The organism is Mycobacterium colombiense (assembly GCF_003284975.1).
Classification (GTDB): domain Bacteria; phylum Actinomycetota; class Actinomycetes; order Mycobacteriales; family Mycobacteriaceae; genus Mycobacterium; species Mycobacterium europaeum_A.
The window spans coordinates 1-20,521 of the sequence record NZ_QMEU01000081.1; the positions used below are offsets into that span (position 1 = coordinate 1).

A 20,521-nucleotide genomic window follows, 5' to 3' on the forward strand; every position below is an offset into this window, starting at 1 on the left:
CGGTGCCGTCTTGTGCGGCATGGAATTCCACGCCGACGCGGCGCAACGGCCAGTACACGTCGGGAGCCAGCAACAGCACCGTCAGGCCGGTGGTCAGGGTCATCTCGCCGAACACCAGACGTAGGCCGATCCCGACCGCGATCAACGCCACCCCCAGCGTGGCCAGTAGTTCGAGCACCAGGGCCGACAGGAATGCGATCCGCAAGGTGGCCATGGCCGAGCGGCGGTGCGCGGCGGCCAGTTCGGCGATCCGGTGTTCCGGGCCCGAGCTGCGCCCCAGCGCCCGCAGGGTCGGGATGCCGGCGATGAGATCCAGCAACCGGGCCTGCAGCGTGGTCATCGCGGTCAGCGCGGCCGCGGACCGGTCGGCGGTTGCCAGCCCGATCAGCACCATGAAGATCGGTATCAGGGGCAGCGTGATCGCCACGACGGCCGCCGATTTCAGGTCGCATGCGGCGATCACGGTCACCGTGGCGGGGGTCAGAATGGCGGCGAGCAGCAACGTCGGCAGGTAACCGGTGAAGTAGGGGCGCAGACCGTCGAGGCCGCGGGTGACCACGACGGCGGCGGCGTCGCGTTGCGCCGCGAGGTCACGGGGTTGCCGGTCGGTGACCGCGGTGAGCACCTGGCCGGACAAGTCGGCGATGACAGCGCTGGCTCCGCGTTGCCCCAGGCGGGCCTGCAGCCAATGCGTCACCGCACGGATTATCCACAGCACCAACAGGATTGACAGCGGGCCGAGCCACCCACGCAGGCTCCGGGCGGAGGTGTCGCCGACGACGCGCGCAACGATGCCCGCCAGCACGATCGCCGAGCCGATCGCGCAGCCGGAGATCAGCACACCGCAGCCCACCACGGCGACCAGGTAGCGGCGCAACGACGCCGAGGCCCGCCACAGTCTCGGATCGAGCGGTGCCCGGCTGGTGCGGTCGCTGCTGCTCAGGTCGCGCGCCTCGCCAGGCCGATGGGCGCCGGTAACCGGTCAGCCGAGATGCGTTGCCGGAAAACCCAATACGACCACGCCTGGTACACCACCGTGAGCGGGGCCATGAAGGCCGTGACCCACGTCATGACCTTGAGCGTGTAATGCGTGGAGGAGGCGTTGTAGATGGTCAGGCTCCACTGCTTGTCCAGCGTCGAGGGCACCAGATTCGGATACAAAGAGCCGAAGAGCAGGATCACCACGGCCGCCACCACCACCGCGACGCAGGTGAACGCCCAACCGTCGGACGCGCGCCGCCACACCAGCAGCACCGCCGTCGATTGCGCCACCACCGCCGCGGCCAGCACCAGCCAGGTCCAGTCCTTGCCGTGCGCCAGTTGGGTCCAAAGCCCAAAACCCGCAACCAGTCCGGTGGCCGGCAGCGACAACCAGACGCCGAACCGGTACGCGTCGTCGCGGATGGCGCCCGAGGTCTTCAGGGCGACGAACGTCGCCCCGTAGAACATGAACAACGCCGCGGTGGCCAACCCACCCAACAGGGTGTAGGCGTTCAGCACGTCGGTGATCGACAGGTGGATGTGCCCGTCGGCGCCCGCCGGCAGGCCGCGCACCAGGATGGCGAACGCGACTCCCCACAGGACGGCCGGCAGCCAGGACCCCGCCGCGATGCCCACATCTGCCCAGCCGCGCCATTTCGTGTCGTCGATCTTGCCGCGCCATTCGATCGCCACGGCGCGCACGATCATGCCGAACAGGATCGCCAACAGCGGCAGGTACAGCGTGGAGAACACGGTGGCATACCAGGCGGGGAAGGCGGCGAACATCGCTGCGCCGCCGACGATCAGCCACACCTCGTTGCCGTCCCACACCGGCCCGATGGTGTTGAGGGCCGTGCGCCGCAGCGGTTCCGGTTCACCGATGCCGACGCGCGCGAACGGCTCCATCAGCATGCCCACGCCGAAGTCGAAGCCCTCGAGGACGAAGAAACCCAAAAACAACATCCCGAGGATGCCGAACCACAGCTCCTGCAGTCCCATCGTCTCAACTCCTTTCGGCGTCGGTAAGCCTGGTCAGTACGCGAAGGACAGGGGTGCCACCTCGTCGTCGCTGGGCGCCTGCGGGGGAGCGGGTTCCGCGTCGTGCTCCAGCGGGCCTTCGACGACGTAGCGTTTGAGCAGGAAGAACCAGAGCACCGCGAGCACCGCGTAGACGAGGGTGAAGGTCACCAGCGAGGTGATGACCATGCCGGGCACGTGATTCGACACCCCTTCGCGGACCGTCATCCGAACCAGTTGATCCCCAGTGGGATTGGGCGCCACCACCCATGGCTGGCGGCCCATCTCGGTGAACACCCACCCGGAGATGTTGGCCAGAAACGGCGTGGGGATGGTGAGCAGGGCGAACCACGACATCCACCGGCTGCGGGGTGTCCGGCCGCCGCGGGTGACCCACAGCACGGTCAGGGCGAACAACACCGGGATGGCCAGGAACCCGATCATCGCCCGGAAGGACCAGTAGGTGACGAAGAGGTTCGGCCGGTAGTCGTCGGGGCCGAAGCGCTGCTGATACTCCAGCTGCAGCTCGTCCACGCCGCGCAGCGTCACGCCGCTGAACTTGCCTTCGGCCAGGAACGGCAGGACGTAGTGCACCTTGATCACCTCGGCGACGCTGCCGCAATTGTTGTGCGTTCCGATCGTCAGCACCGAGAAGTCGGGGTCGGTTTGCGTGTGGCACAACGCTTCCGCGGATGCCATCTTCATCGGCTGCTGGACGAACATCAGCTTGCCCTGGCGGTCACCGGTAAAGAACAAGCCGACCGTGGCGATCAGCACGACCCCGCATCCGAGGATGGCCGCGGGGCGAAACATGGTGCGCGCGTCGGCTTGTGCCTCGGGTGTGGTGGAGCCGGGCCCGCGCGAGCGCGCCATCCACCATGCGCTCACCGCGGCGACGAACGTGCCAGCGACCAACAGCGCGCCGGTGACGGTGTGCGAAAACGCCGCCTGCGCAGTGTTGTTGGACAGCAGGGCGAAGATGTCGTCCAGTTCGGCGCGGCGCGTCACGGGGTTGTAGTGGGCGCCGACCGGGTGCTGCATGAACGAGTTCGCCGCGATGATGAAGAACGCCGACGCGTTGACGCCGAATGCGACGATCCAGATGCAGGCCAGGTGGATCAGCTTCGGCAGCCGGCTCCAGCCGAAGATCCACAACCCGATGAACGTGGATTCGAAGAAGAAGGCGAACAACCCCTCCATCGCCAGTGGCGCGCCGAAGATGTCGCCGACGAACTTCGAGTACTCCGACCAGTTCATGCCGAACTGGAACTCCTGGACGATTCCGGTCGCCACGCCGATGGCGAAGTTGATCAGGAACAGCTTGCCGAAGAACTTGGTCAACCGGTACCAGGCGGTGTTGCCGGTGGCCACCCACACCGTCTGCATGATGGCGATCAGCGGCGCCAGGCCGATGGTGAGCGGCACGAAGATGAAGTGGTAGACGGTAGTGATACCGAACTGCCACCGCGAAATATCGACGACATTCATCTGTCATCTCCCGAAACTGCGGAGGCCCGATCCAAACGGCTACGACAGAGTGTAGTAGACGAGCCGGTGCCGCCGCCACCGGCGGCCCTACTCAGCCGGCGAGGGTCTTGGAGGCCTTGCGAATCCCGAACGACGAAATGATCTCGAAGACGCCGATCACGACGAACCACGCGCCGACCACGATCGCCAGGGTGACGATGGATTGGAACGGGGACGCCAGCACGACGATGCCTGCGAGCAGGCTGATCACGCCGACGAAGATGTTCCAGCCCCGCCCCGGCAGGTGCGGGTCGCTGACGGCCGAAACCGTTGTGGCAACACCGCGGAAGATGAACCCGATGCCAATCCAGATGGCCAACAGCAGGATTGCGTAGCCCTGACCAAAATGACGGAATGCCAGCAACGCCAAGATCAATGACGCTGCGCCGCTGATGAACAGCAGGATCCGACTGCCCGCCGAGACATGAAGCGAGAAGGCGAAGACGACCTGCGCGACACCGGTAATCAGCAGATAAACGCCGAAGGCCACGGCGGCGACCAGGATGGAAATTCCCGGCCACGCCAGCACCAGGACACCGAGAACAATTGACAGAATTCCCGACAGCAGAGCGGATTTCCACAGATGCGGCAGCAAGCTTGGAACGGGGTGGGTTCCAGGAGAGCCAGGGGAGATAGTCATGGCCGCAGTCTGGCACAAACGTGCGCCGTGGTACAGGGACTTTGGTCAGACGTGAACGGTGCGTGGATCCTCGGCACGCAGGTCGGTGGGTTCTTCGCCTGCCTTGCGCCCGATTAGATACCACGTGCGCATAACGCCCTTGCCCTTGATTTCGATGCGGCCGCGCTCTTGCAGAACGAACTCGTTTTTCAGGCGTTCGTACATCGCCTGGGGCACTTGGATGCGGCCCACCGAATCGGTGGATTCCATCCGCGAGGCGACGTTGACGGCGTCGCCCCACACGTCATAGAAGAACCGGCGCGAACCCACGACGCCGGCCACGACGGGTCCGCAGGCCATGCCCATCCGCAGCGGAACGGCCTGGCCGTGCGGATCACGCAGTGCGGCAGCAACATTGGCCATGTCGAGAGCGAAATCGGCCAGGGCGAAGGCGTGATCCGGCCGCGCCCGCGGCACGCCGCTGACCACCATGTAGGAGTCCCCGCTGACCTTGATCTTCTCCAGGCCGTGTTTGTCCACCAACTCGTCGAAGGCGCCGTAGAGCCGGTCCAGGAACTGCACCAGCTCCGCCGGCGCCGTGCTGCTGGCGCGCTCGGTGAAGCCGACGATGTCGGCGAACAGCACGGAGGCCTCGTCGTACTTGTCGGCGATGACGTTTCGGTCGGCGCTCTTGAGACGCTCGGCGATGCTGCCCGGCAACATGTTGGCCAGCAGCGCTTCCGAGCGCTGGTACTCGGATTCCATCACCGACTCGGCGCGCTGCGTATCGCGCAGGGCGTACCACACGGTGATGAACACCATGACGCAGGCGGAGATGATGGTGACGACGAACATCATCGACTGCGCCCAGGCCGGCACCAGGCCGGTGTCGCGGGGCACGAGAAATTCCAGGGCGATGATCAGGGCGGCGGCGATCGCCGCCACGATGGCGGCTAGCACGATGTGGTCCAGCCCCAGCACCAGCACCACCAGGCAGACGCCCACCACCAAGAAGAATTGCCCGCCCGATGAGGTGCCCGAGTCCCAACAGGTGGCGGCGACCGTGACGTAGGCCGTACCGATGAAGGTCAGCGGCGCAACCAGTTCACCGAACCGGTGCAGCCACGGCACGCTCGCGAAGATCAACGCCGAGACGACGTTGACGAGGACGATCTGCCAAATCCAGGCGCCGGTGCCCAGCTGCAGTACCACGAAAGTGGTGCAGACCACGACGGCGAGCCAGGCCGCGATCGAGAGCACGCGGAATTCACGCGCGGCGCTGTCGGCGTAGTGCTGACTGCGGGCGCGCGACTGAGCGCGCGCCGCGGCCACGCAGTCCGGGCGCCCCGACGAGCCGTCTGGGCATGTTGGTGGGGCACCACATTTCTTGGCCGCCACGGGTGCCAGCCTAACCGCTGGGCAGCGGCCTCGGCAGCCGTCTCAAAAGAAAATCGGCGTTTTCGCCCCCGTAAGTTTCTGAGTCTGCTAACAGTTCTTGTTATCGGGTTGTAATCGGGTTTAGGAGTCATTGGTTCGGGTTATTTAACACGTGTTTGACACGGCTCATGGATACGTGTTCGCCTCGACTAAGGGGTGCCGCATGGCGGGTCTCAAGAGGTTTGTTCTTGCCTCAATCCTGGTTTCCACCGCGTTTTTGATGCAGGGCTGTAGCGCCGCGTGCAGCGAGCCCAGTTGGCTACTGCGGGTCGCCACCGATTCCATCGGTAACTACTCGCCGGGGGCGGACGTGTCGGCCTCGGGCCAGATGTGCGTAACCCGTTCAATCGGCGATTGACCTGGCGCACTTGCTGTTTGGCCGCTTGCTCGATCATGCGACCTCACGCTCGCGCCGGCTTGGTCGGTCGTCGGCACCGGTAGCGGGGTAACGGCCGGGAGACGCCGAGGTGTGTCGGCGCCACGGGTCCGCAGAACGCGCTTCGCCGGCAGCCCGGATCGAATGAATTCAAATGAGCGCGTATTCGCGTGGCTTTCTCGGAATGCGCCGAATTAAGTCATTAATGGCGTGCAATTTGTTAAACGTGGTGCAAGGCCCATACCATTGGAATGGTTTTGGTCGAATTTGCAGACCGCTCGTAGGGGGAAATGCCGCAATACTTCCACTGCGGTACAGGAAAAGGGCCATGGGGCTGTCGGCGGTCCCGCTCGAAGGTGCGGAACGCTTGTGGTGCCCTCGGTGAGATTCGAACTCACACTGGACGGGTTTTGAATCCGTTTCCTCTGCCAGTTGGGATACGAGGGCGTGCGGCCTCTTACCTTAGAGGCAGCCTCCCACCATAGAGGATCAGGAGTGCTCACCCGTCTCACCGCCCCCGAGGTCGCTGGTCTGAGGCGTTCACGACACAATATTCGTCATGACAGGCCCCACGACCGACACCGACGCCGCTGTGCCGCGCCGGGTCCTGATCGCTGAAGACGAAGCGCTCATCCGCATGGATCTCGCCGAGATGCTCCGAGAGGAGGGTTACGAGATTGTCGGGGAGGCCGGCGACGGGCAGGAAGCCGTCGAGCTGGCCGAGCGCCACCAACCGGATCTGGTGATCATGGACGTCAAGATGCCGCGCCGCGACGGCATCGACGCGGCCTCGGAGATCGCCAGCAAGCGGATCGCCCCGATCGTCGTCTTGACCGCCTTCAGCCAGCGCGACCTGGTGGAGCGGGCGCGCGACGCCGGCGCGATGGCCTACCTGGTCAAGCCGTTCACCATCAGCGACCTCATCCCGGCCATCGAACTGGCCGTCAGCCGCTTCGGTGAGATCGCCGAGCTCGAACGCGAGGTGGCCTCCTTGTCCGACCGGCTGGAGACCCGCAAGCTCGTCGAGCGCGCCAAGGGGCTGCTGCAGAGCGAACAGGGCATGACCGAGCCCGAGGCCTTCAAGTGGATTCAGCGGGCCGCCATGGACCGCAGGACCACGATGAAGCGGGTGGCCGAGGTCGTCCTGGAGACCCTGGGCAGCTCTGACGAGTAGCTTTCTCGGCCGTCGAGTGTGAACCCACGGCTTTCGGTGTGAACTGAGGGCGGCGACACGCCGAGGATGACCGCCGTGGCTTCACCCTGAAAGCCGTTGTTTCACACTCGAAACGGCCACACGGCCACACGGCCACACGGCCAAACGGCCAAAAGGCCAAAACGCCTAGCGGGCGACGATCACCGACGAGCCGTGGCCGAACAGGCCCTGATTCGCGGTCACCCCGACCTTGGCGTCCTCCACCTGCCGGCCGGTGGCCTGGCCACGCAGCTGCCAGGTCAGCTCGCAGACCTGAGCGATCGCCTGGGCGGGAATCGCCTCGCCGAAGCACGCCAGCCCACCCGACGGGTTGACCGGGACCCTGCCGCCGATCGTGGTCGCGCCGCTGCGCAGCAGCTCCTCCGCCTCGCCCTTGGCGCACAGCCCCAGGTGCTCGTACCAATCGAGTTCCAGCGCGGTGGACAGGTCGTAGACCTCGGCCAGGCTCACGTCCTCCGGCCCGATGCCCGCCTCGGCGTAGGCCGCATCGAGGATTTGATCCTTGAACACCCGCTCCGGGGCGGCCACGGCGGCGGTGGAATCCGTTGCGATATCCGGCAACTCGGGAAGATGCTGGGGATACTGGGGGGTGACCGTGCTGACCGCGCGCACCGACGGCACGCCCTCGAGCGAGCCGAGGTGCTTGCGGGCGAACTCGGCGCTGGCCACGATCAGCGCCGCGGCCCCATCGGAGGTGGCGCAGATGTCGAGCTGCCGTAGCGGGTCGGACACCACCGGGCTGGCCAGCACGTCCTCGACCGAAGATTCCTTGCGGTAGCGGGCATTCGGGTTCTGCAGGCCGTGCGCGGAGTTCTTCACCTTGACCTGAGCGAAGTCCTCGGACGTCGCGCCGTAGAGGTCCATCCGGCGGCGCGCGAGCAGCGCGAAGTACACCGGGTTCATCGCACCGATCAGGTGGAAACGCTGCCAGTCGGGGTCGTTCTTGCGCTCACCGCCGACGGGGGCGAACGCGCCCTTGGGCGTGGTGTCGGCGCCGATGACCAGCGCGACGTCGCAGAAGCCGGCCAGAATGTGGGCGCGGGCGCTCTGCAGCGCCTGCGAACCGCTGGCGCAGGCGGCATAGCTGGAACTGACCGGCACACCGTTCCAGCCCAGCTTCTGGGCGAACGTCGACCCGGCGATGAAGCCGGGGTAGCCGTTGCGGATGGTGTCGGCGCCGGCGACCAGCTGGATCTGTTGCCAGTCCAGCCCGGCCTCGGCCAGCGCGGCGCGCGCGGCGACCACGCCGTATTCGGTGAAGTCGCGGCCCCATTTGCCCCAGGGGTGCATGCCGGCGCCCAGGATGTACAGCGGTTCCGGAGCGCTCATTTCGCGATCCTCATTTGTGCCGCTCCTCCTCATCGCTCCGCTCTGCATCGTCGCCGGCACGCCGCCACGCGTGCACGAGACGTTCGACGCCGTCGGCGTCGGTGAACAAGGTCATGGTGGTCAGCTCCATCTGCATGCCGACCTTCAGATCGGCCGCCAGCGTGCCCTCGACCACCTTGCCGAGCGCGATGATGCCCTCGTCGGCCAGCTCCACCGCGGCGATGGCGAACGGCTCGAACGGGTCGGCCGCCGGGTAGGGCGCGGGCGGCGGATACCGGTTCTCGGTGTAGCTCCACAGCGTTCCCCGGGTCGACAGGGGGACGGACTCCAGGGTGTCGCTGGCGCAGGCCGGGTTGGGGCAGTTGTTCTGCCCCCCTGGATCGACGGGCGGGAAGACATAAGTGCCGCACTCGGGGCACTTGCTGCCGATCAGATGCGGGTTTCCGGCGTCATCGGCGGCGAACCATCCGTCGATCGCGGGTTCTGGACTGGTGACCTCTGGCACCCGGCCAGACTACCCAGCCGCAACGCAAAACTGAAACGTGTTGCAGTTCTACCGGCGGCACGGTCGGGACGCCTGCCTCGTCACACCGGGTGCCTAGAGTGAGACCCGTGCCCGCCACGAAAACCACCCCCAAGGCCAGCGAGGAACAGACCACGCCGACGCTCATGCTGCTGGACGGCAACTCGCTGGCGTTTCGGGCGTTCTACGCGCTGCCCGCCGAGAACTTCAAGACCCGCGGCGGGCTGACCACCAACGCGGTCTACGGCTTCACCGCCATGCTGATCAACCTGCTGCGCGACGAGGCCCCCACCCACATCGCTGCCGCGTTCGACGTCTCGCGTCAGACGTTTCGCTCCGAGCGCTATCCGGAGTACAAGGCCAACCGGTCCGCGACGCCCGACGAGTTCCGCGGCCAGATCGACATCACCAAGGAAGTGCTTGCGGCGTTGGGCATCACGGTGCTGGCCGAGGAGGGGTTCGAGGCCGACGACCTCATCGCGACGCTGGCCACCCAGGCCGAGAAGGAGGGCTACCGGGTGCTGGTGGTCACCGGCGACCGCGACTCGCTGCAGTTGGTCAGCGACAACGTGACCGTGCTGTATCCGCGCAAGGGGGTCAGCGAGCTGACCCGCTTCACCCCCGAGGCCGTCGTCGAAAAGTACGGGCTGACGCCGCAGCAGTACCCCGACTTCGCCGCCCTGCGCGGTGACCCCAGTGACAACCTGCCCGGCATACCCGGCGTGGGGGAGAAGACCGCCTCCAAATGGATCGGCGAATACGGGTCGCTGCAGGCGCTGGTCGACAACGTCGACTCGGTACGCGGCAAGGTCGGCGACGCGCTGCGCGCGCATCTGCCCAGCGTGATCCGCAACCGCGAGCTGACCGATCTGGTCAAAGATGTGCCGCTGGCCCAAACCCCGGACACGCTGCGGCTGCAACCGTGGGATCGCGATCAGATTCACCGGCTCTTCGACGACCTGGAGTTCCGGGTGCTGCGCGACCGGTTGTTCGAAACCCTGGCCGCGGTGGAGCCCGAGGTCGACGAGGGCTTCGACGTGCGCGGCGGCGCGCTGGAACCCGGCGAGCTGGCCGTGTGGCTGGCCGAGCACAGCTCGGGCAAGCGGTTCGGCCTGGCCGTCGTGGGGACTCATCTGGCCTACGACGCCGACGCCACCGCGCTGGCCATCGTGTCCGCTGACGGCGAGGGCCGCTACATCGACACCGCGACACTGGATCCCGAAGACGAAGCGGCACTGGCGTCTTGGCTGGCCGATCCCGGTCCGCCCAAGGCGCTGCACGAGGCCAAGCTGGCGATGCACGACCTGGCCGGGCGGGGCTGGACGCTGGCCGGCGTCACCTCCGACACCGCGCTGGCCGCCTACCTGGTGCGCCCCGGCCAGCGCAGCTTCTCCCTCGACGATCTCTCGCTGCGCTACCTGCGCCGCGAGCTGCGCGCCGAAAACCCCGAACAGCAACAACTTTCGCTGCTCGACGATGACGAGGGCGTCGACGACCAGGCGGTGCAGACGCTGATCCTGCGCGCCGTGGCGGTGCTGGATCTGGCCGACGCGCTCGACGAAGAGCTGGCCCGAATCAACTCCACCTCGCTGTTGAGCGGCATGGAGCTGCCGGTGCAGGCCGTGCTGGCCGGGATGGAAAACGCCGGCATCGCGGTCGATTTGGACCTGCTGCAAGAGCTGCAGAGCGATTTCGCCCACCAGATCAGGGATGCGGCCGAGGCGGCGTACGCGGTGATCGGCAAACAGATCAATCTGGGCTCGCCCAAGCAGTTGCAGACGGTGCTCTTCGACGAGCTGGAGATGCCGAAGACCAAGCGCACCAAGACCGGATACACCACCGACGCGGACGCGTTGCAGTCGCTGTTCGACAAGACCGGCCATCCGTTCCTGCAGCACCTGCTGGCCCACCGCGATGCCACCCGGCTCAAAGTCACCGTCGACGGGTTGCTCAACTCGGTGGCCTCGGACGGCCGCATCCACACCACGTTCAACCAGACCATCGCCGCGACGGGCAGGTTGTCGTCGACCGAGCCGAATCTGCAGAACATCCCGATCCGCACCGAGGCGGGCCGGCGGATCCGCGACGCGTTCGTGGTCGGCGAGGGCTACAGCGAGCTGATGACGGCCGACTACAGCCAGATCGAAATGCGGATCATGGCCCACCTGTCCAAGGACGAGGGCCTCATCGAGGCGTTCAACACGGGGGAGGACCTGCACTCCTTCGTCGCGTCGCGGGCGTTCGGCGTCCCGATCGAGGAGGTCACCGCGGAGCTGCGCCGCCGCGTCAAGGCGATGTCCTACGGCCTGGCCTACGGCCTGAGCGCCTACGGGCTGTCCGCCCAGCTCAAGATCTCCACCGAAGAAGCCAAAGACCAGATGGAGCAGTACTTCGCCCGGTTCGGCGGGGTGCGCGACTACTTGATGGACGTCGTCGAACAGGCCCGCAAGGACGGCTACACGTCGACGGTGTTCGGCCGCCGCCGCTACCTGCCCGAACTGGACAGCAGCAACCGCCAGGTGCGCGAGGCCGCCGAGCGGGCCGCGCTCAACGCGCCCATTCAGGGCAGCGCGGCCGACATCATCAAGGTGGCGATGCTCGAGGTCGACAAGGCGATCAAAGCCGCCGGGCTCTCCTCCCGGATCCTGCTGCAGGTGCACGACGAGTTGCTCTTCGAGGTCGCGCCCGGCGAGCGGGAACAGCTGGAAGCGCTGGCGCGCGAAAAGATGGGCGGCGCCTACCCCCTCGACGTGCCGCTGGAGGTGTCGGTGGGTTACGGCCGTTCGTGGGACGCCGCGGCGCACTAGCGCGGCGAACGACGCCTCCGAGGGGTGTATCTGCTGCTTGATCGGCCGCCGAATGCGAGGCCATGGCCGAAATCGGCTGGCAATTCGCCGTGGCGTCACGGTCGGGACATCCGCTCGGCCGCCGTCAACCGCGCTGGGTTTGGCCAGCATGTGCCCAGTCGAGTAGCCTCGACAGGTAAATCCTGAATTTTCCCTACGACCAAACCTGTCCGGAGCAACCCAACAATATGCCGAGTCCCGCCGTCACCTCGCCGCAAGTAGCCGTCAACGACATTGGCTCGAGCGAGGATTTTCTCGCCGCAATAGACAAAACGATCAAGTACTTCAACGATGGCGACATCGTCGAGGGCACGATCGTCAAAGTGGACCGGGACGAGGTGCTCCTCGATATCGGCTACAAGACCGAAGGGGTCATCCCCGCCCGCGAACTCTCCATCAAGCACGATGTCGACCCCAACGAGGTCGTTTCCGTCGGTGATGAGGTCGAAGCCCTGGTCCTCACCAAGGAGGACAAAGAAGGTCGCCTGATCCTGTCCAAGAAGCGCGCGCAGTACGAGCGCGCCTGGGGCACCATCGAGGCGCTCAAGGAGAAGGACGAGGCCGTCAAGGGCACCGTCATCGAGGTGGTCAAGGGTGGCCTGATCCTCGACATCGGGCTGCGTGGCTTCCTGCCCGCCTCTCTGGTGGAGATGCGGCGCGTCCGCGATCTGCAGCCGTACATCGGCAAGGAGATCGAGGCCAAGATCATCGAGCTGGACAAGAACCGCAACAACGTGGTGCTGAGCCGCCGCGCGTGGCTGGAGCAGACCCAGTCCGAGGTGCGCAGCGAGTTCCTCAACCAGCTGCAGAAGGGCGCGATCCGCAAGGGTGTCGTCTCCTCGATCGTCAACTTCGGCGCGTTCGTCGACCTCGGCGGGGTGGACGGTCTGGTGCACGTCTCCGAGCTGAGCTGGAAGCACATCGACCACCCGTCCGAGGTCGTCCAGGTCGGCGACGAGGTCACCGTCGAGGTGCTCGACGTCGACATGGACCGCGAGCGGGTTTCGTTGTCGCTCAAGGCGACTCAGGAAGACCCGTGGCGCCACTTCGCCCGCACCCACGCCATCGGCCAGATCGTGCCCGGCAAGGTCACCAAGCTGGTGCCGTTCGGTGCGTTCGTGCGTGTCGAGGAGGGCATCGAGGGCCTGGTGCACATCTCCGAGCTGGCCGAGCGCCACGTGGAGGTCCCCGACCAGGTGGTCGCCGTCGGCGACGACGCGATGGTCAAGGTCATCGACATCGACCTGGAGCGCCGCCGGATCTCGTTGTCGCTCAAGCAGGCCAACGAGGACTACACCGAAGAGTTCGACCCGGCGAAGTACGGCATGGCCGACAGCTACGACGAGCAGGGCAACTACATCTTCCCCGAGGGCTTCGATTCCGAGACCAACGAATGGCTCGAGGGATTCGAGAAGCAGCGCGCCGAGTGGGAGGCCCGCTACGCCGAGGCCGAACGGCGGCACAAGATGCACACCGCGCAGATGGAGAAGTTCGCCGCTGCCGAGGCCGCCGGGCACGCCGAGCAGTCACCGGGCAACGGTGCGCGCGAGGAGAAGGCGGGCGGATCGCTGGCCAGCGACGCCCAATTGGCGGCGCTGCGGGAGAAACTCGCCGGCAACGCGTGACGCCGGCGGCGACCACGCCATGCTGCGGATCGGGCTGACCGGTGGCATCGGCGCCGGCAAGTCGGCGCTGTCGTCCACGTTCGCGCGCTGCGGTGCCGTCATCGTCGACGGCGACGTCATCGCGCGCGAGGTGGTCGAGCCCGGCACCGAAGGCCTGGCCGCGCTGGTCGAGGCTTTCGGCCGCGACATCCTGCTTGCGGACGGATCGCTGGATCGTCCGGCGTTGGCCGCCAAGGCTTTCCGCGACGACGAGGCACGCAAGACGCTGAACGGGATTGTCCACCCCCTGGTGGGCAATCGCCGTTCGGAGATCATCGCCTCGGTGCCCGCGGATTCCGTTGTGGTCGAGGACATTCCGCTGCTGGTGGAATCCGGGATGGCGCCGCTGTTCCCGCTCGTCGTCATCGTGTACGCCGACGTCGAGGTGCGGCTGCGGCGGCTGGTCGACCAGCGCGGCATGGCCGAGGAGGACGCGCGGGCGAGGATCGCCGCGCAGGCCAGCGACGAGCAGCGCCGCGCGGTCGCCGACATCTGGGTGGACAACTCGGGCAGCCCCGAGGAGTTGGTACGGCACGCCCAGGACGTGTGGGACAACCGCATCGTGCCGTTTGCCCACAACCTGAGTGAACGGCAGACCGCCCAGGCGCCCGCCCGGTTGGTGCCGCCCGACCCGACCTGGCCGGACCAGGCGCAACGGATCGTGAACCGCCTCAAGACGGCCTGCGGTCACCGGGCGTTGCGCGTCGACCACATCGGTTCGACGGCCGTGCCGGACTTTCCGGCCAAGGACGTGATCGACATGCAGATCACCGTCGAATCCCTCGCCGCCGCAGACGAACTCGTTGAGCCGTTACTTTCGGCCGGCTATCCCCGCCCCAAGCACATCACTCAAGATTTCGCCAAACCCGACGCGCGCAGCACCGTGAAGCGATATGACCACAGCGACGATGCGGCGTTGTGGCACAAGAAAGTTCACGCCTCGGCGGATCCCGGTCGGCCTACCAACGTGCATATCCGGGTGGCCGGCCACCCCAATCAGCAGTTCGCCCTGCTGTTCGTGGACTGGCTCAAAGCCAATCCCGCTGAGCGCGCCGACTATCTGAGTGTCAAACGCGAAGCCGACACCACTGGCGGCGGAGACATCCTGCGCTATGTCGCCGCCAAGGAGCCGTGGTTGCGCGACGCCTACCGGCGCGCGTGGGAGTGGGCCGACTCGACGGGCTGGCAGCCGTGAGGCGAATCTAGGGCAGCGGTGCGCCGCACTGCAGCGCCCCGTTCATCGGGTCGGCGTTGCCCGCCACCGGTCTGACCAGCTGGTCGGACTGGGCGAAAACGTCGTCGTCCACGTCGATTTCGCAGTGCACGTTCGCCGCGTACGGGAAGCGCAGCACAATCCGCAGGCCGGCCTGCGCCGGGTCGGCAAGCACGGTGTTGGCCTCGAACACGTTGCCGGGCATGGACGGAAGACCGGTGGTGTTCGTCTGGCCGCCGTTGGTCACGAACGTGGCCTGGCTGCCGGTCGTCAGAGCGTCGATCCGCGCCCGATAGGTGATGTTGTGCAGATCCGCCCGTGCGACTGCAGGATTCACAACGGCGAGGGCGGTCACGGCGGCGATCGGCAGCAGCCCGCGGGCCTTGCAACTCATAGCCGCTGACATTACAACCAGCCTGATCGGTGGGCCAGATCGTGTGCCCTACGGCTGGCAGCGCGGACACCACAGTGTCGCGCGGCCGCCCACCCGGCCCCGTTCGAGCCGGGTGCCGCAGCGTGGGCAGTGCGGGTCCGGTTCGTCACGCACCCCGGTCAGCCAGCGCGGCAGGCCGGGGACCCGGCCGTGGCGCACCGCGGTGTGTAGCACCTGCGTCATCGCGCGATGCAAGACCTTGACGGCGCCGTCGTCCAACTCCGCGACGGGAAGGGTGGGCCGTATCCTCGCGTGCCAGCAGATTTCGTCGACGAGTAGATTGCCGAGGCCCGCGATCACCGACTGATCCATCAGCGTCGGCTTCAGCCGCCCGGCCCGCTTGCGCCGCCCGGCAACCACGTCGCGGAACTCCCGCAGGCCCATGCCCAGCGCGTCGGGCCCCTGCGGACCCAGCACCTCCGCGACCTCGTCGTCCCCGTCGGCCAGCCAGACACCGCGCAGCTTGCGCAGGTCGGCGTAGCGCAGTTCACCGCGGTCGAGCGACATCACCAGCCGTTCATACTTTTCCGGCTCGGCCCCGGCCTTCGCGTAGTACGGGTGTCCGGTCATGCCGCTGTGGATCAGCAGCGTCGGGCCATCGGTCGGCAGTATCAGCCATTTGCCGTGCCGGCGCGGGGCACGAAAGCGATGCCCGGTCAGGCGCCGCGCGAGCGCGGCGGCGGAGGCGTTGCGCAGGATTCCGGGATCGCGGACGTCCACGTCGTCAATCCGGCGGTGCGGCAACGTCTTGGCGAGCTCGCGCCGAAAACCTTCGACATCCGGCAGTTCAGGCACGAAGTTTCGCCAACCTTGCGGACGGCCCGGTCAGGGATCGGGCGTGCCTGAACATGTCTGCCCACGGATCGCCTTGCTCGGCCAGTCGTTTGGGAACATCATGGATGCTGAACCGATCCGCCCGTAGACCGCGCGCATCCAGTTCGTCCCACTCCAGCGGCGTGGCCACCGGCGCACCGCCGCGGGCCCGCACCGAGTAAGGTGCGACGGCGGTCTGCGCATAGGCGTTGCGCATCACGTCGAGGTAGATGCGGCCGTCGCGCTTGGCCTTACGGGCCTCGACGGTGCGGTGCGCGTCGTCGTCGGCGGCGACGACTTCGGCGACGTCACGGGCGAATTGGCGGACGGTGTCGAAGTCGGCCTCGGCGCGCAACGGCACCACCACATGTAGTCCGCGCGATCCGGTGGTCTGCAGGTAGCGTGCCAACCCGAGGTCATCGAGCACGTCGGCCACCGTGCGCGCGGTCGCGCGCACCACCGAGAAATCGGCGTCGGACGGATCGAGATCGAAGACCAACCTGTCGGGGTTGTGCAGGTTGCCGTGCCGGGACTGCCACACATGCAGCGTGACGCAGTTCTGGTTGGCCAACCAGCGCAGCGCTTCGGGGCGGTCGGCCAGCGGGTGCACCAGGGTGCCGCCCTCTTTGTCGACCTCGACCCCGCCCATCCAATCGGGCAGGGTGTCGGCGAAATCCTGTTGTACGAAACCTTTTTCGCCGATACCACGCGGGAACCGCTGCACGGTCAGCGCGCGGCCCTTCAGGTGCGGCAGCATGGCGTCGGCCACTTGACCGTAATAGTCCGCCAGGTCCTGCTTGGTGATCCCGTCGTCGGGGAACATGACCCGATCCGGATGCGTGATCTCCACCTGAATGTGTGGCATCAGTGTGTCTCCCTGACCACCTCGGCGGGGTCCTTATCGGTGCGCATGCCGAGATAGCGTGGGTGGCGGAGCTTTCCGTCGCGGGTCCACTCGGTGAATCCGATCTCGACCACCATCTGGGGGCGAACCCACTGCGCGCCGGCCTCGCGCACCGACCCCCGGGCGAAGGGCGATTGGTCTTGCTCGAGCGTCGACAACCGGTCGTGCAAGCGGTGCAGGGTGGCGTCGTCGAAACCGGTGCCCACCTTGCCGGCATAGCGCAACTCATCGCCCTGGTAATACCCCAGCAGCAACGCGCCTAACTCCACTCGGCTGCCCTTCGGGCCGGTGTAGCCACCGACCACGAATTCCTGGTCGCGCACGCATTTGAACTTCAGCCAGGCCCGCGAGCGACCGCCGTCGTAGGGGGAGTCGGCCAGCTTGGCGATCACCCCTTCGTCGCCGCGCCCGCACGCCGCCTGGTAGGCGGCGATGCCGTCTTCGACCCGGTGCGGGGCGTAGCGCAGCGGGTCGGCAAAATCGATTGCCTTGCGCAGCAACCTCTTGCGCCAGAGCAGCGGCACCTCGACGGTGGATTGGCCGTCGAGATGCAGCAGGTCGAAAACGTAGTAGAAGACGCGCACCGGGGATGCGCGGGCCAGTTCGGGGTCGGTGATGCCCAGCCGGCCCTGCAGCCGGGCGAAGCTGGTCCGGCGGCCCTCGAACGCCACCACCTCGCCGTCCACGACGAAGCGAGTGGTGTGCTGGCCGGCGAGCGCATCCACCAACTCGGGGTAGGTTCCGTTGAGCGGCTGCCGATTTCGCGACAACAGCCGCAACCGGTCGCCGTCGCGAAACGCCAGGCAACGCATGCCGTCGAACTTGCGCTCGAAGATCCAGTGCGGATCGCAGAACCGATTCTCGGTGAGCGTGGCCAGGGTCGGCGGCCGCCAGTCCGGCACGGGTTCCTCGCGCAGCGCCGCGCGCACCGCGCGAGGCAGACCGGCGAAGTCTGTCATGACACGTGGTCCGGCGACGCGGCGCGCCCGCGCCAGCTCAACTGCATGCCGTGGTGTGCCAGCCAGCGCGACAGGTCATAGCCGTTGCGGGCCAGCCCGTCGACGGCGGTCACCGCCCGCTTCACCGCCTGAGCGGCGACCTCGGGGGTCAGCAGGCCGTGGCGCACGGCGTCGAGCAGCTCGTCGACATCGGTGAGTTCCGCCCTGATCCCGGTGCGGACCTCGATGTCCAGGTAGTGATCTTCGGAATGCCACGCGGTGGGGCCGGGCAGGTATTCGCCCACATCCAGGTAGACGTCGAGGTCGCGGTCATGCCCGGGATTGAAGTGAAACACCGTGGCGCGCAACCCCAACGACGGCAGCAGCCACGACTCGAGGTAATGGAACTGCGCGCGGCCGGGGGTGGGCCGGGCGATGTAGAGGCCCCACGGGTGCACGGCATATTCGTCGACGGTCCGCACGATGCCCTTGGGATCGGTGTTCGTGCGGGCCACCAGGTCGAACGTCTCGTGCTTCGGCGGGTGAATGATGTCACCCTACCGCCGCCGGGCCGCCTCGTTACCGGCGCAACCGGATCTTCCATCGCACGAACCCGGCGTAGCAGATCGACAGCGCGGCCAGCATGCCCATGTCGAGCAGCCAGATCTTCGGCGTGTGCTGCCAGAACCGATCCTGCGACAGCAGGGTGTCGGGCACCAGGTGACGCAGGTCCACCGTCGACGATGCCGCGGCGTAGCCCCAGCGCGCCGGCATCGCCCACGACAGCTGGTTCAAACCGAGGCGGCCGGTCACCGGCACCATTCCGCCGCACAGCACCAGCTGCGCCATCACGGCCACCACGAACAGCGGCATGATCTGCTCGCTGGAGCGCACCAGCGATGAAATCGCCAGGCCCAGAATGGCCGAGGCGACGCACGTCGCCGCGACGGTGGCGAACAGTTCGACGGTGGCCCCGGCGGTCGAGTGGCCGAACAGCACCGCGCCCCGCGTCGGGGCGCTCTTGCCGATCACCACGATCGCCGTGACGATCGCCGACTGCAATACCGCGAACCCGCAGAACACCGCGCTCTTGGCCAGCAGGTAGGCGGTGGTCGACAAGCCCACCGCCTGCTCACGCTGGAAGATGGCGCGTTCGCCGACCAGGTCGCGAATTGTCAAGGCGGTGCCCATGAATGCCGCGGCCGGCATCAGCAGGGCCAGTATCTGCGCGGCCTCGTCGGGTGTTCCCGCGTTCGGCGCGGGGACGTGAAATCCGTTGCTGCCCGGGACGGTCAGCGACAGCGAACCCAAGATGAACGGCAGCAGCGCCAGGAAGACGAAATAAGCGCGGTCGGCGATCACCAGGCGCACCTGCCGCCGAGCGATCGTCGAAATCTGGCGCCGCACGCTGGTGTGAACCGGCTCCCCGAGGCTGCTCGGCTCGTCGGTCTTGTCCGGCAGGTACCGCTGCGGCCGCCTCTGGGCCTCGTTTTGTTCCAGGAAGCGGCGGTTGGCTTCGTCGGGGTCGGCGCCGACCTGGGTGAAGATCTTCGCCCAGTTGGTGGTCCCCATCGCGCCACCGATCTGGTCCGGCGCGCCGCAGTAGGCCGTCTTCCCGCCGGGGGCCATCAGCAGCACCTGGTCGCAGACGTCCAGGTAGGACAGCGAGTGCGTCACCACCAGCACGACCCGACCGGCGTCGGCCAACTGGCGCAGCATGGTCATGACCTGCAGGTCCAGCGCGGGATCCAGACCGGAGGTCGGCTCGTCGAGGATCAGCAGCGACGGCCCGGTCAGCAGTTCGAGCGCCACCGACGCGCGCTTGCGCTGCCCGCCGGACAACTTTTCGACGCGGGTGTCGGCGTGCTTGGTCAGGTCGAGCTCCTCGAGCACCTGGGCGACGACCTTCGCGCGGTCGGCCTTGCTGGTGTCGGGCGGCAGCCGCAGCTCCGCGGCGTAGCCCAGCGCCTGGTTGATGGTCAGCTGGCGATGCACCACGTCGTCCTGGGGGACCATGCCGATCCTGCTGCGCAGGGATGCGTACTCGGTGTGAATGTTGTGTCCCTCGAACGTGACTGAACCCGACGTCGGGGTGGTGTAACCGGCGATGAGCCGGGCCAGTGTGCTCTTGCCGGCGCCCGAACCGCCGATCACCGCGGTCAGCGTCCCGGGGCGCGCGGTCAGCGAGATGTCGTCGAGCAGCTGCTTGCCGTTGTCAACGACGTAGGAGACGTCGCGCACCTCGAGGCCGCCGGTGCGGGTGGCGGCGTCGCCGCGTTCGATCAGGGTGCCGTCGCGGAACACCAAATCGACGTTGCCGATGGTGACGATGTCGTCCTGCGACAGGATCGCCGAGCCGACCCGGGTGCCGTTGACGAACGTTCCGTTGACGCTGTTGTCGCGGATCTCGGTGCCCAGCTGGGTGGGGACCAGGGTGGCGTGCTGACGGGACGCCAACACGTCGGAGACGACGATGTCGCTCTCGGGGGCGCGGCCGATCGTCATGGCGCCGACGGTGCCCGCGGCCGAGGATGCGCGCGGGGAGAGCAATTTCACAAAACGCGTCGCCAGGTTTGACACGTCGGCCGTCTTGGCGTCGATCACGGTGAATTCCGCTGCGGGGGTTGCCGATGGCTGTGGTGGCGCCTCGGTCTCACTCGCGGCGGGCGCGCTGACCTGCAGCCTTGC

17 protein-coding genes and 1 tRNA gene are annotated in these 20,521 nt (G+C 67.0%); 4 read left to right on the forward strand and 14 right to left on the reverse strand.

Annotated elements, in window-relative coordinates:
- From DQP58_RS20010 to DQP58_RS20040, 6 genes are all read right to left on the reverse strand, one after another.
- Positions 1 to 853, reverse strand: an 853-nt coding sequence (locus DQP58_RS20010) for an ABC transporter transmembrane domain-containing protein (RefSeq protein ID WP_240630000.1), incomplete at its 3' end; no start/stop codon positions are given.
- 86 nt (positions 854 to 939) lie between these two features.
- A complete protein-coding gene (gene cydB, locus DQP58_RS20015; protein ID WP_112709968.1) occupies positions 940 to 1,980 on the reverse strand; it encodes a cytochrome d ubiquinol oxidase subunit II in 1,041 nt (346 codons plus the stop codon).
- Between the two features lie 33 nt (positions 1,981 to 2,013).
- Positions 2,014 to 3,486, reverse strand: coding sequence for a cytochrome ubiquinol oxidase subunit I (locus DQP58_RS20020; protein ID WP_112709969.1), 1,473 nt, complete (start codon positions 3,484 to 3,486; stop codon positions 2,014 to 2,016).
- A 91-nt stretch (positions 3,487 to 3,577) separates the two neighbouring features.
- Positions 3,578 to 4,183 carry an HdeD family acid-resistance protein gene (locus DQP58_RS20025; protein WP_430916333.1) on the reverse strand — a complete coding sequence of 202 codons (606 nt, stop codon included), beginning with the start codon at positions 4,181 to 4,183 and terminating at the stop codon, positions 3,578 to 3,580.
- A gap of 27 nt (positions 4,184 to 4,210) precedes the next feature.
- Complete coding sequence (locus tag DQP58_RS20030) at positions 4,211 to 5,542, reverse strand: adenylate/guanylate cyclase domain-containing protein (RefSeq protein WP_112709971.1); 1,332 nt, start codon at positions 5,540 to 5,542, stop codon at positions 4,211 to 4,213.
- 785 nt (positions 5,543 to 6,327) lie between these two features.
- A tRNA-Leu gene (locus DQP58_RS20040) sits at positions 6,328 to 6,404 on the reverse strand.
- A 112-nt stretch (positions 6,405 to 6,516) separates the two neighbouring features.
- Between DQP58_RS20040 and DQP58_RS20045 the strand changes: the two genes are divergently transcribed.
- Positions 6,517 to 7,131, forward strand: a complete 615-nt coding sequence (locus tag DQP58_RS20045; RefSeq protein WP_112709972.1) for an ANTAR domain-containing response regulator — start codon at positions 6,517 to 6,519, stop codon at positions 7,129 to 7,131.
- 165 nt (positions 7,132 to 7,296) lie between these two features.
- Here the strand turns inward: DQP58_RS20045 and DQP58_RS20050 are convergent, their stop codons facing one another.
- Both DQP58_RS20050 and DQP58_RS20055 read right to left on the reverse strand, forming a co-directional pair.
- Positions 7,297 to 8,499 carry a lipid-transfer protein gene (locus DQP58_RS20050; protein WP_112709973.1) on the reverse strand — a complete coding sequence of 401 codons (1,203 nt, stop codon included), beginning with the start codon at positions 8,497 to 8,499 and terminating at the stop codon, positions 7,297 to 7,299.
- A gap of 10 nt (positions 8,500 to 8,509) precedes the next feature.
- Positions 8,510 to 9,004 carry a Zn-ribbon domain-containing OB-fold protein gene (locus tag DQP58_RS20055; protein ID WP_112709974.1) on the reverse strand — a complete coding sequence of 165 codons (495 nt, stop codon included), beginning with the start codon at positions 9,002 to 9,004 and terminating at the stop codon, positions 8,510 to 8,512.
- A 164-nt stretch (positions 9,005 to 9,168) separates the two neighbouring features.
- Between DQP58_RS20055 and polA the strand changes: the two genes are divergently transcribed.
- The 3 genes from polA to coaE all read left to right on the forward strand — a co-directional run bounded on the left by polA (position 9,169) and on the right by coaE (position 14,727).
- On the forward strand, positions 9,169 to 11,829 hold the full coding sequence (gene polA, locus DQP58_RS20060; protein ID WP_165827922.1) for a DNA polymerase I: 2,661 nt from the start codon (positions 9,169 to 9,171) through the stop codon (positions 11,827 to 11,829).
- A gap of 227 nt (positions 11,830 to 12,056) precedes the next feature.
- Positions 12,057 to 13,493 (forward strand): 30S ribosomal protein S1, encoded by a 1,437-nt coding sequence (gene rpsA / locus DQP58_RS20065; RefSeq protein ID WP_066866923.1) that lies wholly within the window; start codon positions 12,057 to 12,059, stop codon positions 13,491 to 13,493.
- A 19-nt stretch (positions 13,494 to 13,512) separates the two neighbouring features.
- The gene (coaE, locus tag DQP58_RS20070; protein WP_112709976.1) at positions 13,513 to 14,727 is read left to right on the forward strand and encodes a dephospho-CoA kinase; all 1,215 of its coding nucleotides are present in this window, start codon (positions 13,513 to 13,515) and stop codon (positions 14,725 to 14,727) included.
- Positions 14,728 to 14,734: 7 nt separating this feature from the next.
- On the opposite strand, the gene DQP58_RS20075 is transcribed toward coaE, so the two are convergent.
- The 6 genes from DQP58_RS20075 to DQP58_RS20100 all read right to left on the reverse strand — a co-directional run.
- Positions 14,735 to 15,139 carry a hypothetical protein gene (locus DQP58_RS20075; protein WP_112709977.1) on the reverse strand — a complete coding sequence of 135 codons (405 nt, stop codon included), beginning with the start codon at positions 15,137 to 15,139 and terminating at the stop codon, positions 14,735 to 14,737.
- A gap of 48 nt (positions 15,140 to 15,187) precedes the next feature.
- Positions 15,188 to 15,973, reverse strand: coding sequence for an Fpg/Nei family DNA glycosylase (locus DQP58_RS20080; protein ID WP_112709978.1), 786 nt, complete (start codon positions 15,971 to 15,973; stop codon positions 15,188 to 15,190).
- Positions 15,966 to 16,856, reverse strand: coding sequence for a non-homologous end-joining DNA ligase (gene ligD, locus DQP58_RS20085; RefSeq protein ID WP_112709979.1), 891 nt, complete (start codon positions 16,854 to 16,856; stop codon positions 15,966 to 15,968). Before ligD (DQP58_RS20085) ends, DQP58_RS20080 begins: the two co-directional genes overlap by 8 nt.
- On the reverse strand, positions 16,856 to 17,854 hold the full coding sequence (gene ligD, locus DQP58_RS20090) for a non-homologous end-joining DNA ligase (RefSeq protein WP_112709980.1): 999 nt from the start codon (positions 17,852 to 17,854) through the stop codon (positions 16,856 to 16,858). The genes ligD (DQP58_RS20085) and ligD (DQP58_RS20090) overlap by 1 nt, the downstream gene beginning before the upstream one ends.
- Positions 17,851 to 18,315, reverse strand: a complete 465-nt coding sequence (locus DQP58_RS20095) for a DUF402 domain-containing protein (RefSeq protein ID WP_112709982.1) — start codon at positions 18,313 to 18,315, stop codon at positions 17,851 to 17,853. Before DQP58_RS20095 ends, ligD (DQP58_RS20090) begins: the two co-directional genes overlap by 4 nt.
- A 97-nt stretch (positions 18,316 to 18,412) precedes the next feature.
- Positions 18,413 to 20,521 (reverse strand): ATP-binding cassette domain-containing protein (locus DQP58_RS20100; RefSeq protein ID WP_205869488.1); only part of this gene is annotated, 2,109 nt, incomplete at its 5' end.

Excerpts from the sequence above, each read along its gene's own strand:
- DQP58_RS20020 (WP_112709969.1), bottom strand. The coding sequence starts at position 3,486 with ATGAATGTCGTCGATATTTCGCGGTGGCAGTTCGGTATCACTACCGTC.
- cydB (WP_112709968.1), bottom strand. The coding sequence starts at position 1,980 with ATGGGACTGCAGGAGCTGTGGTTCGGCATCCTCGGGATGTTGTTTTTG.
- DQP58_RS20050 (WP_112709973.1), bottom strand. The coding sequence starts at position 8,499 with ATGAGCGCTCCGGAACCGCTGTACATCCTGGGCGCCGGCATGCACCCC.
- polA (WP_165827922.1), top strand. The coding sequence starts at position 9,169 with ATGCTGCTGGACGGCAACTCGCTGGCGTTTCGGGCGTTCTACGCGCTG.
- coaE (WP_112709976.1), top strand. The coding sequence starts at position 13,513 with ATGCTGCGGATCGGGCTGACCGGTGGCATCGGCGCCGGCAAGTCGGCG.
- ligD (WP_112709980.1), bottom strand. The coding sequence starts at position 17,854 with ATGACAGACTTCGCCGGTCTGCCTCGCGCGGTGCGCGCGGCGCTGCGC.
- rpsA (WP_066866923.1), top strand. The coding sequence starts at position 12,057 with ATGCCGAGTCCCGCCGTCACCTCGCCGCAAGTAGCCGTCAACGACATT.
- DQP58_RS20075 (WP_112709977.1), bottom strand. The coding sequence starts at position 15,139 with ATGAGTTGCAAGGCCCGCGGGCTGCTGCCGATCGCCGCCGTGACCGCC.
- ligD (WP_112709979.1), bottom strand. The coding sequence starts at position 16,856 with ATGCCACACATTCAGGTGGAGATCACGCATCCGGATCGGGTCATGTTC.
- DQP58_RS20045 (WP_112709972.1), top strand. The coding sequence starts at position 6,517 with ATGACAGGCCCCACGACCGACACCGACGCCGCTGTGCCGCGCCGGGTC.